This is a genomic window from Paenibacillus sp. E222 (assembly GCF_013401555.1).
Lineage (GTDB): Bacteria > Bacillota > Bacilli > Paenibacillales > Paenibacillaceae > Paenibacillus.
The window spans coordinates 1,401,823-1,421,373 of the sequence record NZ_CP058552.1; the positions used below are offsets into that span (position 1 = coordinate 1,401,823).

At 42.7% G+C, this 19,551-nt stretch carries 11 protein-coding genes; 7 read left to right on the plus strand and 4 right to left on the minus strand.

Annotation, left to right across the window (positions count from 1 at the left end; all coding sequences use genetic code 11):
• Positions 1–55: 55 nt before the first annotated feature.
• A complete protein-coding gene (locus HW560_RS06355) occupies positions 56–3,673 on the plus strand; it encodes a DUF4073 domain-containing protein (RefSeq protein WP_179262416.1) in 3,618 nt (1,205 codons plus the stop codon).
• Between the two features lie 328 nt (positions 3,674–4,001).
• Here HW560_RS06355 and HW560_RS06365 read toward each other — a convergent pair whose 3' ends face one another.
• The 4 genes from HW560_RS06365 to HW560_RS06380 all read right to left on the minus strand — a co-directional run bounded on the left by HW560_RS06365 (position 4,002) and on the right by HW560_RS06380 (position 13,750).
• Complete coding sequence (locus HW560_RS06365) at positions 4,002–5,111, minus strand: response regulator (protein WP_090902927.1); 1,110 nt, start codon at positions 5,109–5,111, stop codon at positions 4,002–4,004.
• Positions 5,108–8,149, minus strand: coding sequence for a sensor histidine kinase (locus tag HW560_RS06370; protein ID WP_090902929.1), 3,042 nt, complete (start codon positions 8,147–8,149; stop codon positions 5,108–5,110). The genes HW560_RS06365 and HW560_RS06370 overlap by 4 nt, the downstream gene beginning before the upstream one ends.
• Before the next feature lie 241 nt (positions 8,150–8,390).
• Positions 8,391–12,785, minus strand: coding sequence for an S-layer homology domain-containing protein (locus HW560_RS06375; protein WP_179262420.1), 4,395 nt, complete (start codon positions 12,783–12,785; stop codon positions 8,391–8,393).
• A 398-nt stretch (positions 12,786–13,183) separates the two neighbouring features.
• On the minus strand, positions 13,184–13,750 hold the full coding sequence (locus HW560_RS06380; protein ID WP_090902932.1) for a GbsR/MarR family transcriptional regulator: 567 nt from the start codon (positions 13,748–13,750) through the stop codon (positions 13,184–13,186).
• A 200-nt stretch (positions 13,751–13,950) separates the two neighbouring features.
• Here HW560_RS06380 and HW560_RS06385 point away from each other — a divergent pair, with 200 nt between their 5' ends.
• From HW560_RS06385 to HW560_RS06410, 6 genes are all read left to right on the plus strand, one after another.
• On the plus strand, positions 13,951–14,826 hold the full coding sequence (locus HW560_RS06385) for a carbohydrate ABC transporter permease (protein WP_063565861.1): 876 nt from the start codon (positions 13,951–13,953) through the stop codon (positions 14,824–14,826).
• The gene (locus HW560_RS06390; protein ID WP_256222228.1) at positions 14,826–15,740 is read left to right on the plus strand and encodes a carbohydrate ABC transporter permease; all 915 of its coding nucleotides are present in this window, start codon (positions 14,826–14,828) and stop codon (positions 15,738–15,740) included. The genes HW560_RS06385 and HW560_RS06390 overlap by 1 nt, the downstream gene beginning before the upstream one ends.
• A 34-nt stretch (positions 15,741–15,774) precedes the next feature.
• Positions 15,775–17,154 (plus strand): ABC transporter substrate-binding protein, encoded by a 1,380-nt coding sequence (locus HW560_RS06395; protein ID WP_090902934.1) that lies wholly within the window; start codon positions 15,775–15,777, stop codon positions 17,152–17,154.
• A gap of 87 nt (positions 17,155–17,241) precedes the next feature.
• Positions 17,242–18,009: an HAD family hydrolase gene (locus HW560_RS06400; RefSeq protein WP_179262422.1), complete on the plus strand. Its 768-nt coding sequence runs from the start codon at positions 17,242–17,244 to the stop codon at positions 18,007–18,009.
• Positions 18,006–18,341 (plus strand): DMT family transporter, encoded by a 336-nt coding sequence (locus HW560_RS06405; protein ID WP_090902938.1) that lies wholly within the window; start codon positions 18,006–18,008, stop codon positions 18,339–18,341. Before HW560_RS06400 ends, HW560_RS06405 begins: the two co-directional genes overlap by 4 nt.
• Entirely contained in the window at positions 18,341–19,351 is a 1,011-nt protein-coding gene (locus HW560_RS06410; protein ID WP_090902940.1) for a metallophosphoesterase family protein, read from the plus strand. The genes HW560_RS06405 and HW560_RS06410 overlap by 1 nt, the downstream gene beginning before the upstream one ends.
• The last annotated feature ends 200 nt before the right edge of the window (positions 19,352–19,551 follow it).

Below are 19,551 nucleotides of genomic sequence, written 5' to 3' on the forward strand. Positions count from 1 at the left end.
CTGTGTACTACAATAGGCCTATATTTAGATAAGCGAGATGAAGGAGGAAAGCTATATGCAGTACAGGAAAATAATTAGCATGTTGCTCATATTGGTGTTGGTAGCTCCATGGTTGGCAGCACCAGCTGGAAAGGTAAATGCAGGGGCATCGTATCCGGTACCAGGGAATAATGGTCTATTAACGATAAAGTATGTGGACGAGAACTCAATAGAACTTCAGTGGGAGTATGCACGATCCGAATCTTCTACCCCACCTGATGTAAATTACCAGGTTTACATATCTAATGCTCCTGATCTTACAGACATGCAACAAATTAGCGGAACATCAGGACATTCCTACGGTGATCCTATTAATGGTTCAGAATCTACAACTGGTACATATTCAAAAATAATTACAAATCTAATCGAAGGCGATACGTACTATTTCAATGTCGTTGTTAAAGATCGATATTTGGAAGCTGCATATCAAATGCAATCCATTGAATTCACTGTGCAGTTGAGTGCACTGGATCAGTATAATGAGCTCAAAAAGAAAGCAGACCGGGGTAACAGCAATGATTTTATCCAAGAAGCTATCTTGCTGCTTAGTAACAAGCAATTCATTGAAACGCCTGATTTTGAATCTTTGCCTGCAGAAGATCAGGAGGCTATTGCAGAATACTTATTAGATATCGAGGCGCCAACAAGCAAAGGATATGAGAACAAGGAGCAAGTTGAGTTCTTTGTGCAATTAGCTCTGACAGCTCTTGAAGTGACTCGCCAAATCGATGGACCGAATGCAGTAGTTGCACTTAATGACCTGTATAGTAAGCAAGCAGAAAGAATAAATCATTTTGATTTTCCGAGTGCTGAAGCTAATTTCTATCAACTTATTGCTGCATATCGCTCTGCTTCCGAGGTAGATAAACGCACAACGGCTTATCTATACGAACTTATACTCAAAACAACATCTTCCATTTCAAGTGTTTTGAGGTATATAGACACAGTTGTGGAAGAAACACCTTTCATTAATCGTGCAAACACCACTGAGGAAATGGTAACGTCACTGGATAAATTGAATAAAATTCATGAGAATATTCTGACTTATAACGAAGCGAATCCAGGAAATTCGATAACGAGCTTCGCTTTGGATACAAGCAAAATGGATAACCTGACGCAAGAACAGAAGGAGCAGTTGGCTGATCAAATGCTTACTGAGAGACCGATTGGTGGATATACCAGCTTTGAAGCCATTCAGAACGCGTTTAATCAATTTTTCCCTGGAAATGAAGCTGATGCATTGGCTGCTGTAAATACTGCAAGGGTCGACAAAAATATAGACGCTATGCGTCTGGCTATGGAGAACCAGGAATTAGGTATTGATTTCCCCAATGAATATGGTTCTTTATCTAAGCAGGTCAAAGATTATGTGGCTGGGTTCCTGATTGATAATATCAAGAAGAACTATGAAAGTAAGGAACAGGTTCAATATATGATTGAGCTTGCTGTACAAGCTCAGTTGATCTGGGAGCAGAGAGGGTTGGGCGTACTTCAGGACAAGCTGGACCTATTTGCGCAGAAACTGTCTGAAGGACCCGATCATTTTAAAGACCCCGAGACAGATATGCTTCGTCTTGTTGGAAATCATCATCTACAATTAAGCGAAGTAAACAAACCAATTTTCGCTTTTAAGTACCTGCATTTATTGGGATTGGAACGCATTGCAAAACAGGCTCAAGTAGAGATTGCAGATCCGCGCTTTCTGCTGGCACTGCTATCAATGCCTTTCGAACCTATCGAGAATGCCACGACTATAGATCAGATGAATCAATGGCTTGAGACAACCATGAATGAACAGTTTAATGGACACAATTTCTTTGACCAATACAAATTCAATCTTACAGGTGAACTTGATTTGTCCAAAAGAGCTGAACTCAGCACGGAAGGCAAGAAAGAACTGGCCGAATGGGTGCTTAATGAACAAGACCGCTACGAGGATGTTGGGAATCTACAATATGTGATCAACCGATTCTTTACGGCCCCGAATGTAACGGGAAATGACATCAACAACACCATAATTGGCTTGGATGACACGATGGAGATTTCTCTTAACGGCAAACTGACCTGGATTGATGTTGCCTCTATGCAGAAATTTGATTTTAGCGGTGACAAAACGGTATGGGTTCGTCACAAAGCCATCAGTGACTTATTGCCAGGACGCGCGGTGAAGATTGTCTTCACGGCAAATGGCGATAGCAATAACGGAAATGGTAGTGGTAGTGGTAATGGTAATGGTTCAACACCTAACTCGGGTGGAAGCACAGGTGGTGGAACGTCCACAACTGCACCGGTAACCTCCATACCTACGCCAACAACCAAGCAGGAACAGATCGTCGTTGATGTGAACGGGGTTAATGGAACAAACCTGACCAAAACGCCAATTACACGTACAACCGAGGCCGACGGCACGATCAAGGACCTCGTGAAAATGTCTGAGGCGATTGCCAAGGAATCGGTGGAAAAAGCGAAGCAATTAAACATGAACACGGCACGCATTGTCATCCCTGACGCCAAAGATGCTGTGTCCGAGACACGCATTGAACTGCCAAAAGCAGCGGTGAAACAGCTGAATGATGGTGGGCTTAACCTTGAGATTTCCACAGAGAACGCTATTATCTCGGTTCCAACGAAGTCAATTGCCGGATTCGACCAGGATCTGTACTTCCGCGTTGTTCCGTTGAAGAAGGAATCCGAGCGCAAAGAAGTGGAAGAACGTGCGAAGAAAGAGCAGTTGATTCAACAGATTACTCCAAATTCAAACGTGAAAGTACTGGCTCGTCCCGTTGAAATCGAAACAAATATGCAAAGCCATGAAGTAACACTGACATTGCCGCTGCGCGACAGTCTGCCAACTGACCCTGCTGCCCGCCAGCAAGCTTTGGACAACCTGGCTGTGTACATTGAACACAGTGACGGTACGAAAGAGTTGATTCAAGGCAAACGGGTGAATCTCAGCGATTCCAGTGAAGGCATCAAGTTTACAGTTAACAAATTCAGCACGTTCACGCTCGTTGTGGTGGATGGACTGAAAGCTTCTCAAGGCTCGCACAGCCCGTATATCAACGGATTTGGTGCGGATTTCCGTCCGGATGCATTCGTAACCCGTGCGCAAATGGCAGCAATGCTGGCTCGTAATCTGTCTGATGAAGTGGGAACCGCATCTGCGAACGTTGTAAACTATGACGATGTATCTGCAACTCATTGGGCAGCAAGCGATATTGAAAAAGCGCAATCCGCAGGCATTATGAACGGTATGAAGGCCACTCAATTTGCGCCAGAGGGTTCAATTACCCGTGCACAAATGGCGACCATTGCATACCGCTGGATACAGAAACAAAGCGCAGACGCAACAAGCAGCACAACACAAGCAACAGGTGGTGCTGGATTTACAGATGTGTCCGCTGACCTTTGGGCTTCTGATGCAATTGCCTACGTACAATCGGCTGGCCTGATGACCGGATATAACGATGGTACATTTAAACCGGACAGCCAACTGACTCGTGCTGAAGCCGTGAAAGTGCTAAATGTACTGTTCAAACGGACGCCGGCAGCAGGCGTAACTACGCCAACTTTTACAGACGTACCTGCAACACACTGGGCTTATGCAGACATTGAGGCTGCGGCACAGAAATAAGATAACCATATCTATAACAAAAGGGGAGCCCCAACCATGAAGACATAGCGGGGCTCCCCTTTTACTCGTCTATAGCCAGAACAAGTTTTGTGGATGCAGCATTGCTCACTGAGCTGCTTTTTTTAGTTTAACGAACTTTCGAGTGGAGAAGATGTGAATCTGGACTCACTCATCATTTGGATCGTGGAGCTCAGTATGCTTCCAAAGAGTGCCGTAGCAAACTCAGAGTGTATGGTATGAAAGCGGGTATGAGCAGGCTGGGAATCTGTTATGACAATGCCTGTATTGAAGCTTTTCACATCATCGTTATCTTGGTCTTTACTTTAATTTATACATTGACCAAATATTCATTATATCTTCTATGAATCCTTTCGGGAACAGAGAGACCAATTTCAGCTAGTTTTGCTTGTATAGTTTCAAAGAATTTTAAACAATCTTGTTTTTTGTTTTGTTCAATTAAGAATTCCAACAATAAAAACATATATTGCTCATTGAATTCATCCAATTGTAGCATCATTTGTAAAGAATTGAATTTTAATAAGGAATTAACTGAGTTTGTGCTAGTGACATATTGTTCAAGTGCATGCAGTACACCTTGCTTTAACCGGAGTCTTATTTGAACAGCCCATAAATAATCTTCCTCCACTAAATAATCTCCCTCATAGCAATTCATTAACTGTTGAATAGATTTTTCATCATGTTTTTCCCGTTCGAGCAATTGAATGAGCTCCTCATAATCACTTTCAATTTCAGCATTTAGTTGGTAGTGATTATTCACTAATTGAATCGGGTCTTGTATTCCCTTTTCTTTTAAAAGCTTTCTCAATTGATAAATGGAGGTATGTAAATTACTTGAGGCCTTTTCAAAGTCCAAATTTATCCATAGCTCTTCTGAGATGATGGCATTTGACATTGGTCTTTTTTGATTAAATAATAAGAATAAAAAAAGTTCGCGTACTTTCCTTGTACGCCATTTTACTACCTCTTGCTGAGGATCAAGCAGATAAAAACTGCCTAAAGTATGAGCGTAGAACAGGCTTTTTTTATTCATAGGGGGCACCTTAACTTGTAATTGCGATTTTTTCTGTGCTTTTGTTAGCGCTTTAATCAAGCGCTTTTCATGTACGGGCTTTAATAAATAATCGGTAGCCTCTACTTCAAAAGCATCCACTGCAAATTGCGAATGTGCTGTCACAAAAATGATTTGTAAGGAGGGGTGTTTTTGTAACATTTGTCTAGCTATTTGCATACCGTGCACATCGATCATTTCGATATCCAGGAATACAAGTTCAATGGCCTCTTTCTCCAGAAAACCAAGGGCATCTACTGCATTTGTAAATGTCCCTTGGATTGAAACCTGGAATTGCGTTAGCCGTTTAATCATAATACTTAATACATCGATTGCCATTTTTTCATCATCAACAATAATTATGTTCATGCTCCACCACCCTCTGGTAATAAAACGACAATAGTTGTTCCCTTTCCTTCCTCGCTGTATAGACGTAAACTTGCATTTTTCATTAATTTGAATTTCTTTAATGGATTCATAAAACCAATACGTGTGCTTTCTTCATTAATCAGCTTCTGAAGTTTTTCCTCAGGAATACCTACACCATTATCATAGATTTTAATTCGGACAAATTGGCCTTCCCGTTGAATACTTACCTCAATTGTACCGCCTTCTTGTTTCTTAGAGATCCCATGGAAAACAGCATTTTCAACTAATGGCTGAATGGAGAGTGCTGGAATCATAAATTGAATGGACTCGTCAATATCATATTTAATATTTAAACGATCACCAAAACGCATCTTTTCAATATATAAGTATGCCTTGACAAGCTCTACCTCTTCTTCGACAGAGACAAAGCTATTTCGGTAATGGACATTGAGTTTGGCACGGAAGTAGGTTGCAAGACAGTAGAGTGCTTCTCGTGTGTTGTTCATATCCGTATAGCTTAAACCAATAATTGTATTCAGCGTGTTGTAGACAAAATGCGGTGTGACCTGTGAATACAAATAATTCAGTTCTACTTCAATTGCATCAATTGAAGATTGACGGATGGCTAACAGAGATTCAATACGAATAAATAGTTTATCCATTAAAATAGGTTTTTGTAAGTAATCATTTGCACCAACTTGTAAAGATAACACTAAATCAGAATGCTTCATGATTGCTGTTAAGATAATAATCGGTAGTTCCAACATATCATATTGTTTTCGTACTTGCTTACACAGCTCATAACCTGACATTCCATTCATCATTAAATCGATTAACATACAATCTACCTGATTCGTCTTAATATAGTCTACTGCATCGAAACCATTATCTACTGCAATTACAGTATATCCCTTAAGTCGTAACGCCTCGGCTAAAACTTGTATATTGACATGGTTATCGTCCACCACAAGTATCTTTTTATTATTTCCTTTATACATGAGTGGCAATTGAAGCTGTAATTCTTTGGTTCTATGCCCGGTAGATGATTGCTCAATGCTCATATGCTCTCCATTAGCAAGTGGCATTGTAAATGTAAATGTAGTACCTTCTCTTACCGTACTTGTAACATAAATCTCGCCTGTTAACTTTTCGACAATGTTTTTAGTGATACTTAATCCCAAACCGAGCCCTTCTTTTTTATGATTATTTCCTTGATAAAAGGCATCAAAGATACGGTCTATATCTGGTGCCGGAATACCACAGCCTGTATCTCTTACTTGGATGACCATCTGATGTTGATGGACATAGGCTTTCACAATGATTTCTCCAACTTCTGTATATTTAATGGCATTGTGCAGCAAGTTGTATAGAACCTGCTTAAAACGTAATTCGTCTGTGTACATATTCGGTAAATTCGAACCAACCTCTGCATCAATACTTACTAGGTGATTCATTGGCATCACACTACGAATTTCTAACACAACTTCCGTAATAACAGAGGGTGAAACACTAGAAGGGGCAACCCTTACTTCTCCTGTCATTTGATTCGAAGAGAACAACAAATCCTCTACTAAATGTCCTAAACGCTGAGTCACACTATGAATTAAAATGACTTGCTCCTGTTGAGTCCGTTTTAGAGGGCCTTGAGCTCCTTCCATTAAGGACTTTGATAAATTTAAAATACCGTTAAGGGGTGTCCGTAATTCATGAGAAGTTTTCAGTAAAAATATATCCTTCATTTGATTATGTGTGAGCAATTCCTCTGATAAGGCCTGGATTTTTAAAATAGTCTGGTTTGCACGGGAATTTAATAACGAAGCAAATCCGAATAATATTAGTAAAAATAATGCGAATTCTGTGTAATCTATGGGAACGCCCATTATAAAGTTAAAAGTCAGTAAAATGGTATAACAACTAATAGCCGAAATCACGATTAGAACATAACGAACGCCTTCAAGGTGATGTAACATTACTTTAATAAGAGTCCATAGATTATAGAATATGACTGGAGCCGTAACACAGATATATGCCATTTTTCTAAGGAACAACTCCAAATCTGAAGAAGCTCTGTGATTTTGGGTAATTGGGTTATAAATACCATAAAAAATAATTACAACCCCAAGTAAAATCATAAACATATATATTGTTTTTCTTCTTTGTACTTGCGGGTACATGGAATGAATAAACAGCGTTAAAGTTAGTAGCGCTATCGGAATAATACTGAGCTGTAGACGCAATTGATTGAAGGGGGAGATATCGGGAAATAACAGGAAAAACACTTTTTGATTAATAAATGACATATACAGTCCCAATGAAATGGTAAAAAGACCAAAAAATAATTCTTCTTTGCGTTTACGATTCTGTAAAAATGTAAAGATATAAATGATTCCGAACAACACATGCCCAATAGATACTAATGCGTCTAGAAATACTTTCCAACGATATTGGTGCTGGATGACTTCCATCGTACCAAATTCAATAGGATAGACAATACCAGCCTGTGGGGAATTATAGTTGGTTACATGGATAACAATATTCAGTTCTTTATTTTCGCTACGAGCAAAAACTGTATATTTATCATCATTCTCGGACCCATATTCACTTAAAACTGTGCTTGTCTTCCCCTTTGCTCCTACCTCTACATCATTTATAAACACACGATTCGCTTGACGAATAGTCCGTATAAACAAACCGTAGAACCCCTCCGTTGGTACATGTACCTTGACATAATAGGTCCCAACTGAAATTCCCTCTTTGTTGGGCTCTACATACTCTCTCCAGTTAAATGGCACATCAAGTGTGATTCGTTTATTCTGATCGTTATTGATCTGTTCCAAAGAAGGAATTAAAACATTTGGATAAAAATACCAATTACCTTCCAGCTTAACCGGTCTTTGTAATTGCTCAGTGGATATCTTTACCGTTCCATCTTGTACAATTTTGGAATGGTTACTGGTAATATAATGCCAATTGCCAAGTGAAAAGACACTAACAAACAGCATGATAATACTCAAAATGATTAGGATATTCCTTTTCACTATCATGCCTCCATATATGAGTGAATTCTTATGTATGTTTACATCATAGGGTTAATGTTTTTTTCAATCAACTCCTTTTGGAATGTTATCATACTGCGCTTGAACAAAATCTGAACAACGGATCAGGGTCCTAAAACATGTATTCATATCAAAAACACCCAGTCAAGGTTAAGATCCTAGACTGGGTGTTTCCTTTAGCTACATTTCTTAGCTACAGATATTACTTTTGCAGCACTTACACCTATCGGATGGTTAATTCCACCACGTCTTCATCCTTAGTATTATGGGCAGCATCTTCTAGGTTATTAACCTTTATAGTTACTGTACCAGCCGCTGTAATATCAGCTTGTAATGTTACTGTCAACGTTTTCTTATCTTCCGACCAAACTCCCGATCCCGGATCGATCTCTTGGTCACCGATAGATAGTAGACTGAAAGTTACGGGTTCACTAAATGTCAGCTCAACACTTTCACCCATACTAGCTTTTCCATCAACATTATGATCTACTAATGCTGCTGATGTAAGGGTTGGAACTTTACTTTCCTTAATAGTGACAGGGAAAACTTTCGTTTTCTTCATCCCATTGTGTGTAAATGTAGCTGTTAATGTCACCAGATCATCTGCATCGTCATTGCTGCTTCTAGTAACCGTTCCATCAGCATGGACTGTTGCACCATCAACTGTATCTGCAGTCCATTCGACTAGAACACCATCTACATCTGTTGGTAAATTTAAAGCCTCTGTTACTCCCTGTAAGGTTGGATTACTGGCTTTAATTAAGTTTTCATCAATTTTTGCCCGTGCCTCATCAAGTACTGCCAAGTCATCAGGATTATGCTCATACGCATCTTTAGTTTTTCCAGCACCAGCAGCATCTAAATCAAATATAGTAGTATCTGAAATATTTAAATTTGCATAGTTGACGTTATTTCCAATCCCAAATCCATTGGCGGCTGGAGCCGTGATAACAATTTCACTAGCACCACTCGTTGTTAAACTAGAGCCCTCTCCCAGGTAAATCCCATATACGGTACCAGGGAAAGTACTTGTTTTCACATTTATTGTACTATCAGTGATATTTACAGTAGCACCTTTGGAAGTCTGAATACCATTGGCACCTCCGTTTGCACCATTTGATGAGATTGTAGAATTAATAATGTCTATTGAAGCACCTTCTACATCAGCTCGTACTCCAATTGCATAATAAGAACTATTGTCAGAATTCGTAAAATGAACTGAAATAGTTGTATCTTTTATTTCTAGTTTTGCATTAGCATTTTTTAATAGAATCCCTGAAGCTCCATAACCACCACCTGCTGGAAAATCCACCGTTACATGATCAAGTATAACGTCCGCAGATCCACTTATATAAACTGGTCCACGTTCACCATCTTGTGCTGTTCCTAAATAGCTACCTTTAACTGTTAGATTTTTCAGTAAAACTTCACTTGGAGTAGCTGTGACCGCCACTCCAGCCGTAAATTCCAATTTATTCTGACCATCAATAATAACAGGGTTTGCTAAAGCTACTTTAGGAACTGAAATAGGATTTGTTACGGTATCATCCACTGTTATTGTTTTTACCAAACCATCTCTCACATAGTTATGATTAACACTATTTACGACTTCCGTACTGTCTTTTACACGTAAAACAGTCGAAGTGGTAACCTTAAGAGTTTCCCCGTCTGCAAAAGCGACTTTTTGCGAATTACCGCTTTTTGTAACAGTTACAGACTTGAGTGAAAATGAACCTGATGCGATGGAACCTTGAGCGATATCTTCATCTGTGTATGAGATTTCCAAGCCTTCAACTGGTTCCCCATTCTGTGAGAAAGTCATTGAATTTTGTATTTTCCCAGCTGCTTCACTGACAACTGCGCCATTCTCCCAAATAAAGTCGCCTGTTAAATCATTTTGAACAATTTCATGAGCAAATGGAACATGCTGTAATTTGACCGAATTGGTTATACTTTGACCACCATTTGCATCTTTTACTGAGCCTTCCACTAGGGAAATATCAGAGCCAACTTTAAAAACATTAGCGCTGGTAATGTCTCCACCGATGGTCATGGTGAGGCTTGTCCCATCCTGAGACCAAACCGCTTTGATTGGATATTGATCAGTACCCATCCCAAAAACGAAATCTTTCCCAAAAAGATGCTCATCAATACTGTGATCCTCTGTATTCCCGCTATATCGAACGGGTTCACTAAATTTGAATGTAATTGTATCTCCTGGTGAAGAATCTCCGTCTTTATCGATATCATTTAAAATGGCACTCACTAGGTAAGGCTTTTTCGATTCTAACACTGTAGTTTCGATGGAAGTCTCCTTGATTGCATTTCCATTCGTTGCTGTAACCTTTAACAAAAGTTGATCATTCTCATTATCCGCATCATCTTGCATTACGTTTCCTGTTGAAAGATCAATGCTTGCGTTATGGTCGCCCACTTTTGTAGCTGAATCCCATTTAAAGCTTGTACCATTCGGTCCCACTGTAACTAAATCAAGCGGAGTGGACACCTGCTCTAAGCTTGGGTTTTCTTTTTTAATAAGTGAAGGGAGCAATGCCGTATCGACTACTAACTTTAATTCATTCTCTGTTAAAGGCTTCCCTTTTTCAGCAATCGCTTTTTTCACTGCGGTTGTTACATCTGTGATATTTTCTGGAGTAACACCTTTAATATCAATACCTTCAAATAGTTTTACTAAATCATCTGCACCGGGTGCTGGTGTTGCATTGATTTTATCTTGCATTACCTCTACAGGGCGTTTAATCGTATGTGTCATTTTACCACTAGCATCCACTGTTACGATAATTTGTGCTTCCTTTAAGGAAGGTGCATCTTCTTTAATCGAAATAGTAGCTGTACCCGGACCTTTGGATGTGATGACGATCTCTCCATCCTTTAAGGTAGCGGTTGCGACCGTTCCATTACTTGATGTAACTGTTGTACCAATCATGCCTACAGCAAGTGGATCTTCGTTGTCTGTATCTTCAATATTATTGGCTTTTAAAGTTTGTGAAACAAATGGATTCGGTGTGCCCCCATTGTTTCCACCGTCTGTTGATCCGCCACCGTTAGATCCGCCTCCACTCGAAGGCGCAGTCGGTGTTGTTGGAGTTATCGGGGGGGTAGAGCGTTCTACCTGCGCGGTATTCGTCACATTTTTTATTGCTGAAGATATACCTCCCGGGTATTTTACAGCTTCCTCAGGCTTTATATTTACTGGCTTAATTAAAGTATCAATTGTAGTGTCTTTTGGGACAATCAGTTGACTTCCGTATTGTTTCGTTTCTACTGTCGACAGTTGGGCTTTGTTTTCAAGCGTTACTTTTATTGGCGTTTCAATTGTTAAATGGTTTGTTTCAAGCTGTCCTTTGACGACTACGTTCTGATTCCCATTAAAATGGATTGAATTAATTTTACCGGCAACTTCGATACCTGATACATTATTACCAACCTTAATAGATGGTGTAGCCTTGTTCGTGACAATTTCAGTGTTGTCACGATTCACAACAATTTCATCTACTGTTGTGTTCGTAAGCTTAATAACTGATTTCTGCTCACGCTTTGCTTCCCCTTCAATGATCAAGTTTCCGTTTAATGCAAGCCCATTTAATTCAATTTGCTTTTGGTCACCTTTTTTAACCGTAATATCACCAGTAATATTAGCATTTGCCAGCTTAATATAATCGCCTGCAATGGTTATATTGGCTTCGACAGTACCTCCAGCCAAATCCAATGTTAGCGGGTTATCAATAGTTCCTCCATTGGTCAATTCCAGGTTACGAATACCGATAATTTTTGTGCCAATTTTGATAAAATCTAAATTTGCCTCATTCAACGCTGCTAAATTTTTTGAATGAAGTAATGGCTGGAGCTCTTTTTTGATGTAAAATACCTGACCACCCATAGTCATTTTATTGCCGCTAATTTCAGAAATAATTTTCTCATCTGGTTGGCGGTTATCACGATAATCTGTTGTTTTCTCGGATCTTATTGTAAATGCTGCCATATCTCCGCGAGTTAGTGTCGAAATTCCACCATATTTTAGGGCGGATTGTCCGGTTGTAATACCTAGATCATATAAGGTTTGAATATATGGAGCGGCCCAATTATTTTTTAATTGTGTATCCGTAAATGGTAAATTAATTTCTTTGGCGGGTTCTAGACCATAGCCATTGACAATAATTTTTGCCATTTGATTTCGTGTAATAGGTGAGTTCGGTTTAAATGTCCCATCCTGAAAGCCATCGATAACACCTGCTTCTTTTAATGCTTCTATGTACGGGTATGCCCAGTCACTCGTTGAAACATCCTTAAACGTAGGATTAAAAGATTTGGTAACATTTAAGCCTAGATTGAGTGCCAGAATTTTTGAGGCTTCTGCTCGTGTTAACAATCCTCCTGGTTTGAATGAACCATCTTTATAACCACTAACAAAACCACGCTCAAATAATTCATTCACATATTCATAATAATCCGAAGCAGCTTTGATATCTGTAAACGTTTCCCCATTCTCACTCGCTTTTATATAGTCCGGTGCCACAACGGTAAGTGCGCTTGTTGCAATCGTTGTAGCAAGTGCTACTTTGAAAAATTTGTCATATAATACGGTGTTTTTATTCATCCTACTACTTCCTCCTCGTGATTTAATTTCAGTTTGATAGATATGTCCTTAATTTAACGAAGTGCATCTGAACAAAATCTGAACAAAATTAAGACGCGATGGCGGATGGAGGCAGAGGATCGGTGCATCGCTTGTGGATGCTTCCGGGGAGGGGGCGTTCATAAAGAAGTGAGAGGTACCCTTGGTTAGTCCGTTACCGGACTGTATGGCATTTTTGGCGACGGCACAACGGTGGCGATCGAGATGGCACGTATACATTTTTGATCTAACGAAACACCCGAGAATCCACGAGTGGTAACAAAGAAGAGGCCATCCCTGGGGTTGGCCTTTTGCTGGTTTTTTCGTAAGAAGCTCGTTTCATTAAGATCGTTATACTGGAGATTCTTCGCAACGCTGCATTAATCACTTTCATGCGGAGCGTCTTTGTAAAAAACACCTTCCCGCAGTTGATCTACAAATCCCTGCAACCATTCATAATACTGCTCGGCATGCTGAAGTTTATGCAAATCGCGCAAAGCGTCTTCCCGTTCCTCCGGTGGAGTTGTTCTGGCGAGAATAATTTCCGATAACTGCGGAATGACCTCCCGAAGGCTTTCCTGCATCACGTCGATTTCCCGTTGAAGCTTGGCCCCGAAGAAGTTCTGAAACGTACGGAAAAAGTTTGTTTCGGCCAGATACTGATCCTGCCGTTCCCGCTTTTCCTCCAATTTATAGATCATCTGAGATTCGGTAAGCGAACGTACAGCATAACTCATATTACTTTTGCTCATGTTCATGGACGTTTTCATCTCTTCCAGTGTCATGGGGCGATCCTCAAAATACATAATGCCATACAGTTGGCCAAATGAATGATTGACTCCGTACAGATCCATGGTATTGGCAATGGCGTCAATGACTTTTTCCCTCAGCTCGGGCCGATAGGACAACGACGAATGGTTCTGGTCCTCGGCAGCTTCTTTTCCCACAATCTCACCTCTAGTATATGGATGGGACTCCCTGTTTCCTTTTCATATTTTACATGACCTCGCGTTATTTTAACATAACCCGGAATTAGTTTTTTCAAATGTATTATACAATCATTTTTGTACAGAAGAGATTAAAGGGAGTTTGAAGGCATGAATTTTAGAAAAATTAAATAAAATTTGGACGATTAGGAGTGTGCAAATTGCGTGTGAAATTATGGAGGGAGACAGAAGCGGTTCTCTTCACCCTTCCTGCCCTTATCCCATTACTCATTTTCTGGCTGGGGCCTTTGGGATACATTGTATATCTGAGTTTTACGGATTGGGACTTCATGAGTCCTGACAAATTATTCGTCGGTTTGGATAACTACAGCTACCTGCTAACCAATTCTGAATTTTACCGTTCATTGAAGGTTACGCTGTTGTTCGGTCTTGGAAGTGTCGTGCCTACGATTGTGGGCGGATTGGCGCTGGCCATGCTCATGAACAGCAAGATTAAGTCCTCCGGCCTGTTCCGGACGCTGCTATTCTCCCCTTGGGTGACCCCGACTGTCGCAGTCTCCATTGCGTGGTCATGGATTTTCGAACCTGAAGTGGGGCTGGCCAACCTGTTGCTTGGCTGGGTCGGCATATCCCCGATCGGCTGGCTGAAAGATCAGAACTGGGCACTGGTAGCTGTGCTCATCGTCACGCTGTGGAAATCGATTGGCTGGTCCATGGTATTTTACCTGGTTGCTTTGCGTAATCTGCCATCCGATCTGCTTGAAGCCGCATCGATTGATGGGGCAGGCAGCTGGGACAAGTTCAGAAGCATTACACTGCCGTTGATTTCACCCACCACGTTCTTCCTGTCCATCATCCTGACGATCCAGTCGCTTCAGGCTTATGACCAGATCAACGTGATGACGCAAGGGGGACCGGCGGGATCAACAAGAACACTGCTTTACATGTATTATCAATCTGCATTTGAGTCCTTCAATGTGGGCGAGGCTTCTTCCATCGCCGTCGTTATTATTCTGATCTGCGTTCTGCTGTCAGGAGTATCTTTCCTGCTCGGCCGACGCCTGGTGCACTACTGATGAACATGACCACTCTAAGCAACCAAACAAGAAAAGATAATCGTCGTGAGGAAGTGCAGAAACAGAAGGTCCCTCGTGCAGGAAAAGGATTTGCTACCGCACTCCGCTATCTGCTGCTTGCGCTGGTGAGTCTGACAATGGCATTTCCGTTCTACTGGATGGTCATTAGCGGGTTCAAAACGAATGACGAGATCTGGCAGTTCCCGCCAACCTTCTGGCCCGAAACGTTCCGTTGGAATAATTATGTGGATGCCTGGCAAGCTGCTCCGTTTGCCCGTTACATTCTGAACAGTACAGGGGTAGCGGCGGCGATCTGTCTGATCCAGGTCATTAACTCCAGCATGATGGCCTATGCACTTACCCATATGCGTTTTCGTATAAAAGGGGTACTCACCGGATTGATCCTGGTGGGCTACATGATACCGAGTACCGCCGTGTATTTGCCCAGTTATTTGGTGCTCAGCGAACTCAAATTACTGGATTCCTATACCGGACTGATTGTGTCCAACTGTGTCAGTGTGTTCTCCATCTTCCTGATCCGTCAGGCGTTCATGCAGGTGTCGCACGAACTGGTAGAAGCCGGACAATTGGATGGAGCGTCGCACTTCCGCATTCTGTGGACCATTATGACACCGCTGGTTCGTTCATCGTTTGCCGTGATGGTGTTGATTACATTCATTGACCAGTACAACAACTATTTCTGGCCGATGCTCATTACCAAAGACCCGAATCTGCAGCTGGTATCCGCAGGTCTGCGCAGCTTTTTCGTGGAGGGTGGAGCCTACGGTCTGGCATGGCCCCAGATCATGGCTGCCAGTGCCTTTACCATCGCACCGCTGCTTATCCTTTTCCTGTTTACCCAGAAAACGATCATGCAAAGTGTGAATATTACTGCCGGCGTGAACAAGAACTGATTTTCACAACATACTTTATATAGGAGGAATCAAAATGAAATTGGGTCAAGCGAGTATGAAATGGCGGAACAAATTAAAGCTCAGGTGGAGAGGGGGCATGTCGCTGGTACTGGCTGCAAGTTTCGCCCTGATCACCGCATGTGGTTCCTCAGCCGATAGCGGCACAGGGAAGGGTTCAGATGCAGCTGCTGCGAATGGAGCGGATTCTGCATCAAGTAGTCCGGTCGAGATTGAGTTCTGGTATGGTCTGGGTGGTAACCTGGGAGATAACATGAAGAAGACGATTGACGCCTTCAATGCATCCCAGAGCGACGTTGTTGTCAAAGGGATTGTACAAGCCGATTACACGGAGACGGAACAAAAACTGCAGGCAGCTATTGCCTCGAAAAAAGTACCCGCCGCTGTACTAAGCTCCAATATCGACTGGGCGCGCAAAGGGTACTATGCACCACTGGACGAGCTGATCGCTGCCGATCAGAGCTTTAACAAGGAAGATTACGTTCAGACCTTCCTGGAGCAGGGAAAAGTAGACGGCAAGCAGTATTTCTTACCAATGTACGGAACAACTCAGATCATGTATTACCGTATGGATGCGCTCAAAAAGAATAATATCGATCCTGCCACTCTGACGACGTGGGAGGCACTTGCTGAAGCGGCAGCGAAGATGAGCAAGCAGGAGAATGGCAAGACAACCTTCTATGGCTGGGAGCCGATGTGGGGTAGCGATAACATGATTGACGCCGTGCTGGGTAAAGGCGGGAAGATTCTGAGTGATGACGGCAAGACCGTAACGATCGATTCACCGGAATGGGTAGAGACGTGGGAACTGTTCCGCAAGTGGATTAATGAGGACAAGACCATGGGGATTCACTTTGGCGGACAAGGCTGGGAGTACTGGTACAAAACCATTGATGACGTGATGAAAAATAAAGCAGCCGGATACACAGGTTCCAGCGGTGACCAAGGAGATCTGGATTTCAGCATCGTTGCAGCCATGGAACAACCGGGCTGGGAAGGTGTAGGCCAAGGCAAACCTGTAGCGAGTGCAATCATGGCAGGTATACCGGCAGAAGCAAGTCCGGAACAGCAGCAAGCAGCTTATAAATGGTTGACGTATTTCTCGGAAACAGCGAATACAGCCGCGTGGTCCATGAACACAGGTTATATTGCAGTTCGTCAATCTGCTCAAGAAGATCCTGCTTTCAAAACGTTCAGTGAAGAGAATCCGCAAATTAAGGTTCCATTGCAGCAGGCTTCCCATGCTTCGGCTCCGTTTCAGGACCCGACCGGAGGCAAAATCAATGCTGCGCTGAAGGATGCAGCAGATCAGGTTCAGATTAATAACATTCCAGCCGCACAAGCGCTGAAAGAAGCCAAAGAAAAGGCTCAAAAAGAATTGGATCGCGTGAAATAACAAGGGAAACAAGCTTAACTTGGAGGAGCGGTGCAGTCATGTACCGCTTTTCTGACTTCTTAATTTAGCAGACAAGGAGCGTAACCGATGCCCGAATTAACGCTGGGGAACCTTTCGACCCCAATTGAGGCTATTTTATTTGACAAGGATGGGACATTGCTTGATTTTACAGCCATGTGGGGCTTCTGGACCGATTGTGTGATGGAGAACTTCCGGGAAGAGCTTGCTGCTCGTGCCCTTCAGTTCAACGCAGCAGAGATTCCTCATATATGGGGGACATTCCATGATGAGCAGGGTCGAATGAACGGTTATGATGTGCGAGGCCCCCTTGCCATGGGAACGATGGAGGAGGTCTACGCCGTATTAACTTGGCATGGCTATCGTGCAGGATTGAGCTGGGCGGAAGCGAAAATTATCGTGAGGGAATGTTTGCTACAGGCAGAATATGCAATGAATAAGGAGCGCCCTGCTCAGCCTCTCCCAGGTGTCCTTGCCTTTCTTGAGCAGTGTCGCAGCAAAGGACTGAAAATGGGCGTCGTCACAGCGGATGAGACCGAAAATGCCCTAAGTCATTTGAAGTGGATGGGGATTGACTCTTTTTTCACTGTAGTTGTAGGAACGGATCAGGTTGGACGGGGAAAACCGTTTCCTGACATGTTGTTGCTGGCGTGTGAGCGGCTGGGTATACCTGCTGCAAGAGCTGTCGTGATCGGCGATACGGATGGTGATATGGAGATGGCTCGTGCTGCGGGGGCTGCCTGGAAGATTGCTGTCGGTGACCCTGCTCATATCAAGCTCGCGGATCTTACGGTTCGTTCGTTTGATGAATTGCTGGAAGTCGAGGTAAACCGATGACGAGTCATTCGTATACCGGCTGGATACTGCTTGCCCTGGCGATTGGATTGGAGCTGAGCGGTACGATTCTGATGAGGGTATCGGATGGGTTTACCCGCTTATGGCCTTCCATTCTTATGTTTGCCTGTTATGGAGCGAGCTTTACCCTGTTGAATTTTGCTGTGAAGTATATGCCGCTGGGTGTTGCTTATGCCATCTGGTCAGGCGTAGGCATTACATTGATTGGGATCGTGGGACATTACTTTCTGGGAGAACGTCTGAAGGCGATGTCGATCGTCTGGATGGGCTTTATTCTGATTGGCATTATTGGACTGAAATGGAGTGATTCCTGATGGGAAATGAAAATAAACACGAACAACCGATCGTCAGCTTCCAGGTCATCACCGATACTCATGTAAGAGAGCAGGCCGATCATATCCATAACCGTCATCTGGAGAAAGCACTGGAAGACATCGCAACATATAGTCATGGCAGCAGTGGAATTATGCATGTGGGTGATGTGACTGATCGTGGACTGCCGCAAGAATACCAGGAGTTGCAGCGTATATTGGAGACTCACAGCGAATCACTGCCTGAAATACGTTACACTGTAGGCAATCATGATATCGGAGCCATTCTATGGGGAGATCCGCCGCTGAATTTGACCACCATGACCCAGCATGAGGTGGGCGAGGTATTAGGGCATTCAGGGGATATGGGCCAAGTCGAGGCTCATGATATTGAAAAACCACAGAATTCCATCTCAATTGAAGAGTTATGGCAGAAGCGGTTGAGCGATTTTACAGCAATCACAGGTATGAACGGATCGTATCACGACCACTGGATCGACGGTTATCATTATATCTTCCTGGGTACGGAGCAGCCTCATCCGAAAGATTGTGATATGTCTGCCGATCAACTGCAATGGCTGGAAACGAAACTATCGGAGCAAGCATTGCCGGAGCAGCCGATTTTTGTCTTTCTCCATCAACCACTGATGGATACTGTTGCGGGTTCCATGAAGGAACAGGGTTGGTATGGCGTGAATCAGGACGCAGCATTAAAGGCTGTGCTAAGTCGTTATCCTCAGGTCATCCTCTTCTCTGGGCACACCCATTGGCAATTAGAGGCTCGGCGCACCATGTACGAAGGTGGCGGACAGCTGCCAACGATGTTTAATGCTTCCTCTGTAGCTTATCTCTGGACGGATGAGGATGAGCATCTGGAGGGAAGTGAGAGTCTACATGTGGATGTGTACCGCGATCGGGTTGTCGTTAAGGGTCGTAATCATGTAACCGGGAGCTGGATTGAAGGTGCAGAATATACGGTTCATTATCCGGTAAAAGTAAACGGCGGTAATTGATCCATACATCGTGTAAGTTGATGGAATATCCAGGGCAGCAATAGAAGACTTCGCTCGTTAATTGAAGCGGAGTCTTTATTATTACTGCAAAAGTTCCACGTGAAACGTAGCGATGGCGGTTGATTTTGGGCAAACTTGTAAATGGGACCAGCTGGGATTTATACTCAAATTATTGGAAACGCGCCAGCCAGTACATACGA